Origin of the sequence: Calditerricola satsumensis (assembly GCF_014646935.1) — a bacterium.
In the GTDB taxonomy this organism is placed as follows: domain Bacteria; phylum Bacillota; class Bacilli; order Calditerricolales; family Calditerricolaceae; genus Calditerricola; species Calditerricola satsumensis.
The window spans coordinates 1-5,000 of sequence record NZ_BMOF01000079.1 but is presented as its reverse complement, the minus strand read 5'-3'; the positions used below and the strand labels follow the sequence as shown (position 1 = coordinate 5,000).

The 5,000-nt window shown below is 56.9% G+C and carries 6 protein-coding genes; 2 read left to right on the top strand and 4 right to left on the bottom strand.

The window, feature by feature from the left end; all coding sequences use genetic code 11:
* Positions 1-226: 226 nt before the first annotated feature.
* Entirely contained in the window at positions 227-1,831 is a 1,605-nt protein-coding gene (gene aceB, locus IEX61_RS11835; RefSeq protein WP_188818203.1) for a malate synthase A, read from the top strand.
* 40 nt (positions 1,832-1,871) lie between these two features.
* The gene (aceA, locus tag IEX61_RS11830) at positions 1,872-3,158 is read left to right on the top strand and encodes an isocitrate lyase (RefSeq protein WP_054672077.1); all 1,287 of its coding nucleotides are present in this window, start codon (positions 1,872-1,874) and stop codon (positions 3,156-3,158) included.
* 74 nt (positions 3,159-3,232) lie between these two features.
* Here the strand turns inward: aceA and IEX61_RS11825 are convergent, their stop codons facing one another.
* From IEX61_RS11825 to IEX61_RS11815, 4 genes are all read right to left on the bottom strand, one after another.
* Positions 3,233-3,478 (bottom strand): hypothetical protein, encoded by a 246-nt coding sequence (locus tag IEX61_RS11825; protein WP_054672081.1) that lies wholly within the window; start codon positions 3,476-3,478, stop codon positions 3,233-3,235.
* Positions 3,479-3,734: 256 nt separating this feature from the next.
* A complete protein-coding gene (locus IEX61_RS12570; RefSeq protein ID WP_229725868.1) occupies positions 3,735-4,148 on the bottom strand; it encodes a hypothetical protein in 414 nt (137 codons plus the stop codon).
* Positions 4,149-4,214: 66 nt separating this feature from the next.
* On the bottom strand, positions 4,215-4,493 hold the full coding sequence (locus IEX61_RS11820; RefSeq protein WP_157057791.1) for a hypothetical protein: 279 nt from the start codon (positions 4,491-4,493) through the stop codon (positions 4,215-4,217).
* Positions 4,494-4,666: 173 nt separating this feature from the next.
* Positions 4,667-5,000: transposase (locus IEX61_RS11815; RefSeq protein ID WP_188818201.1), on the bottom strand; the 334-nt coding region annotated here is incomplete at its 5' end.

Below are 5,000 nucleotides of genomic sequence, written 5' to 3'. Positions count from 1 at the left end.
TTTTGTGAAGGTGAAAGTGCACCGAATACAAGGGATTCGGACAACGAAAAAGGCTCCTGCCAACCATTCCTCTCGCCTCGTGGCCCGTGTCCCGCAAGCAGGCGGTCGAGCGCCGATTTTTCATGAAGTTTCGAAGGATCTGTTGACAACGCTGCGTGCTCTGTCATACAATACAACCGTAAACACAAAACTGTTATATACCAGGTGCGAAAGGAGGCCCGTAACCGTGAACCCCAAAGCGGCACCCTCGCTCGACGGCATCGAGATCACGGCGCCCGTGCCGCCGGAATTCGCGGAAATCCTCACGCCCGAGGCCCTCGCCTTTGTGGCGAAGCTGCACCGCGAATTCGACGCGCGGCGCCGCGAGCTCCTCGCCCGGCGCGCCGAGCGGCAGAAGGCCTTCGATGCCGGGGCGTGGCCCGCTTTCCTGCCCGAGACAAAACACATTCGGGAAAGCGAGTGGACCGTGGCCCCGATTCCCCACGACCTGCAGGACCGCCGGGTGGAGATCACCGGTCCCGTCGACCGCAAGATGATCATCAACGCCCTCAACTCCGGGGCCAAGGTATTCATGGCCGACTTTGAAGACGCCACTTCCCCCACGTGGACGAACATCATCCAGGGACAGATCAACCTGCGCGACGCCATCCGCCGCACGATCCGCTACGAAAGCCCGGAAGGAAAGGTGTATACGCTGAACGAGCAGGTGGCCACCCTCATCGTGCGGCCGCGCGGCTGGCACCTGCCGGAAAAGCACATCCGCATCGACGGCCGGCCCGCATCGGGCAGCCTGGTCGACTTCGGCCTCTATTTCTTCCACAACGCGCGCGAACTCCTCGAGCGCGGCACCGGGCCGTATTTCTACCTGCCCAAGCTGGAGAGCCACCTCGAGGCGCGCCTGTGGAACGACGTGTTCAATTTTGCCCAAGACGAGCTGGGCATCCCCCGCGGCACGATCAAGGCCACCGTTCTGATCGAGACGGTGACGGCGGCCTTCGAGATGGACGAAATCCTCTACGAGCTGCGCGACCACGCCGCCGGCCTCAACTGCGGCCGCTGGGACTACATCTTCAGCTTCATCAAAAAATTCCGCAACAAACCGGAGGTCCTCTTCCCCGACCGCGCCCTCGTGACGATGACCACGCCCTTCATGCGCGCCTACTCCCAGCTGTGCGTGAAAACCTGCCACCGGCGCGGGGCCCACGCCATCGGCGGGATGGCCGCCTTCATCCCCGTCAAGAACGACCCCGAGGCCAACGCCCGCGCCTTCGAGAAGGTGCGCGAAGACAAGCTGCGCGAGGCCCGCGACGGCCACGACGGCACGTGGGTGGCCCATCCGGGGCTGGTGCCCGTGGCCATGGAGGTCTTCGACGCGGAGATGCCCGGCCCCAACCAGATCCACCGCAAGCGGGAGGACCTCGTCGTCACCGCCGACGACCTCCTGCGCATCCCCGAGGGACCGATCACCGAGGGCGGCCTGCGCGAAAACATCAGCGTCGGCGTCCAGTACATCGCCTCATGGTTGCGCGGCGTCGGCGCGGCGGCGATCAACAACCTGATGGAGGACGCCGCCACGGCGGAGATCTCCCGCGCCCAGATTTGGCAGTGGATCCGCCATCCCAAGGGCGTGCTCGACGACGGGCGCAAGGTGACCGTCGAGCTGTTCGAAACCCTCCTCGACGAGGAGATGGCCAAGATCCGCGAGCGGGTGGGCGACGCTTTCTTCGCCCAAGGCCGCTTCGAGGAAGCCGCCAAGCTGCTAGCCGACCTGGCGACGAGCAAGGATTTCGCCGAGTTTCTCACCCTGCCCGCCTACGACCTGCTCGATTGAGGGAATTCACAATTCCATCCTGGGAGAGGAGAGAGCCACAATGACGCGTCAAGAAGAGGCCAAAAAGCTGCAGGAAAGCTGGGAAAAGGACCCGCGCTGGAAAGGGATTGAGCGTCCCTACACGGCGGAGGACGTGCTGCGCCTGCGCGGCTCGATCCAGATCGAGTACACCCTGGCCCGCCTGGGAGCCGAGCGGCTGTGGCACCTCCTGAACACCGAGCACCACGTCAAGGCCCTGGGCGCCGTGACGGGCAACCAGGCCGTGCAGATGGTGAAGGCCGGCCTGAAGGCCATCTACGTCAGCGGCTGGCAGGTGGCCGCCGACGCCAACCTGGCCGGGCAGACCTACCCCGACCAGAGCCTGTACCCGGCCAACAGCGTGCCCAACCTCGTGCGGCGCATCAACAACGCCCTCCTGCGCGCCGACCAGATCCACCACGCCGAGGGCAAGAACGACATCTACTGGCTGGCGCCCCTCGTCGCCGACGCCGAAGCCGGCTTTGGCGGTCCGCTCAACGTCTTCGAGATGATGAAGGCGATGATCGAGGCCGGTGCGGCCGGGGTGCACTTCGAGGACCAGCTCTCCTCAGAGAAGAAGTGCGGCCACATGGGGGGCAAGGTGCTCATCCCCACCTCCTGGGCGGTGCGCAACCTGATCGCCGCGCGCCTGGCCGCCGACGTGATGGGTGTGCCGACGGTGCTGATCGCCCGCACCGACGCCAACGGCGCCAAGCTGATCACCAGCGACATCGACCCGCGCGACCGCGAATTCATCGAACCCGGTGAGCGCACGCCGGAAGGGTTCTACCGCTTCCGCGGCGGCCTCGACGCGGCCATCGCCCGCGGCCTCGCTTTCGCGCCGTACGCCGACCTCCTGTGGGTGGAGACGTCGGAACCGAACCTGGAGGAGGCGCGCCGGTTCGCCGAGGCCATCCACGAGAAGTTCCCCGGCAAGCTCCTCGCCTACAACTGCTCGCCGTCCTTCAACTGGAAGAAGAAGCTGGACGACGAGACGATCGCCCGCTTCCAGCACGAGCTGGGCGAGATGGGCTACAAGTTCCAGTTCATCACCCTGGCCGGCTTCCACACTCTCAACTACAGCATGTTCGAGCTGGCGCGGCAGTACCGCGACCGCGGCATGTCTGCCTACGCCGAGCTGCAGCAGGCCGAGTTCGCCGCCGAGGCCTACGGGTACACGGCCACGCGCCACCAGCGCGAGGTGGGCACCGGCTACTTCGACGAGGTGGCCTTGGTCATCTCCGGCGGCACCGCCTCGACGACCGCCCTCACCGGCTCGACGGAAGAAGAGCAATTCACGACGGCGTAAGCAACCGTCGCCGCAACTCTACCGAACGGCAACACCCCCGCATACTCCGCGGGGGTGTTTTTCTTGCGCTACGCTCAGGAGATCATTCCCTTATACCCCATGTACGCACCGACGGCTGAATTGATCAGCGTCAGAATGAGGCAGACGACGGACAGCCAAAAGCCCATTTTCGCGATGTTGTTGTTTTCATGTTTCAATATGTTTTTCGATATAAGGATTCCCAAAAGGGCAACAAGGATTCCGATAATCGGGTAGATCCATGCGACGAGGCCGAGGATTCCTAAAATACCCGAGACAACGATTTTTATATCTTTTTTCAAACCGAATACCTCCTTATGGTATAGTAATCACAGAATTCTACTTATTAGAATACCTATTAGAGTACAAATACTTAGTATGAAAGTCTCAGTGATAACAAATGAGAGGATTGCTTTTCTAGGTATACGACCCCCGTATTTTTTTCGCATCGTCCTATAATCACTAACAACAAAAAAGAGATAAAAAACAGATATAAATAAAAAACCTCCTATTGTCATCAATAACGAACTCACTATTGACCCTCTCCTTTCCTAACACTCACACACTTATATTTATTCTACTACTACCAAACGATTCAAATTTAAATCCATAAAACAATCTTTTTACTCTAAAATTGGAGAAACTCATAAATTTATCATTAATAAATAATTCTACTCTCCAATTCTTGTATATACTTATTTTTACTTTTTCTTCTACTTGTAACAAATCAATTGCAGAAAATGCACATCGCTCATCATCATGTTTCTCCGGGAGGGTAATAGCATATTCACAAAAAGGCACAGATTCTATATACCAATTCATTCGTATGTCGCATTTTCCTTTGTACTTAAACGTTGCGAAAGCAAACACAAATATATCGTATGGAGGATAAAAAACATCTTTGACACCAATTGCTTTAAAATCACTTGATATAAACGAACAGAAAAGAAATGATCTTAATAAGATACCCATTATATCACCTTTATAAAAAACGGGATCCTCTTCTGTTTGAAGATCCCGATTATAAAAAATATTAAATTACTTTCCACCACCAAATATATAACCTCTTACTAAACCCATTACAGCTCCCCCCGCAGCACCTACTGTTCCTCCGACAATCACACCACCAATAGCACCAGGCACCCCTCCTGAGCCTAAACCACCTGCAAAACCTACACGCGCCCCCTGAACTGCACCTCTGATTGCACCCACCGCCATTCCTTGAATAACAGATTTCCTCATTGAATCAAATTTTGGATGTACTGAATAGGATCTGACATCACCATAAGGATTGTATGCACCAACTGCAGCCGGCATCTTCATCCCTCCCATAGATTTTTATTTTCACAGATATTATAAAATTCCGTCGCATCTATTGTCAACATAACCCGGATTAATTCCGATCAAGTCCAAATCTCTGTGTAAAATTGCCCCTCGGCTCGAATGGGCGTATCCCAAGAAATTACATACGGTTGGTAAGGGAATGGACCCTAGCTGACCCGCAGCACTTTCGCAGACACTTCGGCTTCCTGAGTGGAACGCCACTCTAGGTACTCGGTCATGTCCAAATACTTTTTGCCGCTGGCCCACTTCTCGTCAATTTCCATCAGCAAAGCACCCAAAAGCCGTAAGGCGGAATTACGGTTTGGGAAGATCCGAATCACTCGTTCGCGGCGCCGAATCTCCTCATTGAGCCGCCGGGCGGCGTTGGTGGTGCGCAGCCGCCTCCGGTACTTCTCCGGCAATGCCAGAACCGCCGTGGGGTCTTCAAAACCGGCTTCCAGGATCGCCATTGCTTTCGGTGCCTTCTCCTCGTACGCCTCC

Excerpts from the sequence above, each read along its gene's own strand:
- aceA (WP_054672077.1), top strand. The coding sequence starts at position 1,872 with ATGACGCGTCAAGAAGAGGCCAAAAAGCTGCAGGAAAGCTGGGAAAAG.
- IEX61_RS12570 (WP_229725868.1), bottom strand. The coding sequence starts at position 4,148 with ATGGGTATCTTATTAAGATCATTTCTTTTCTGTTCGTTTATATCAAGT.
- IEX61_RS11820 (WP_157057791.1), bottom strand. The coding sequence starts at position 4,493 with ATGCCGGCTGCAGTTGGTGCATACAATCCTTATGGTGATGTCAGATCC.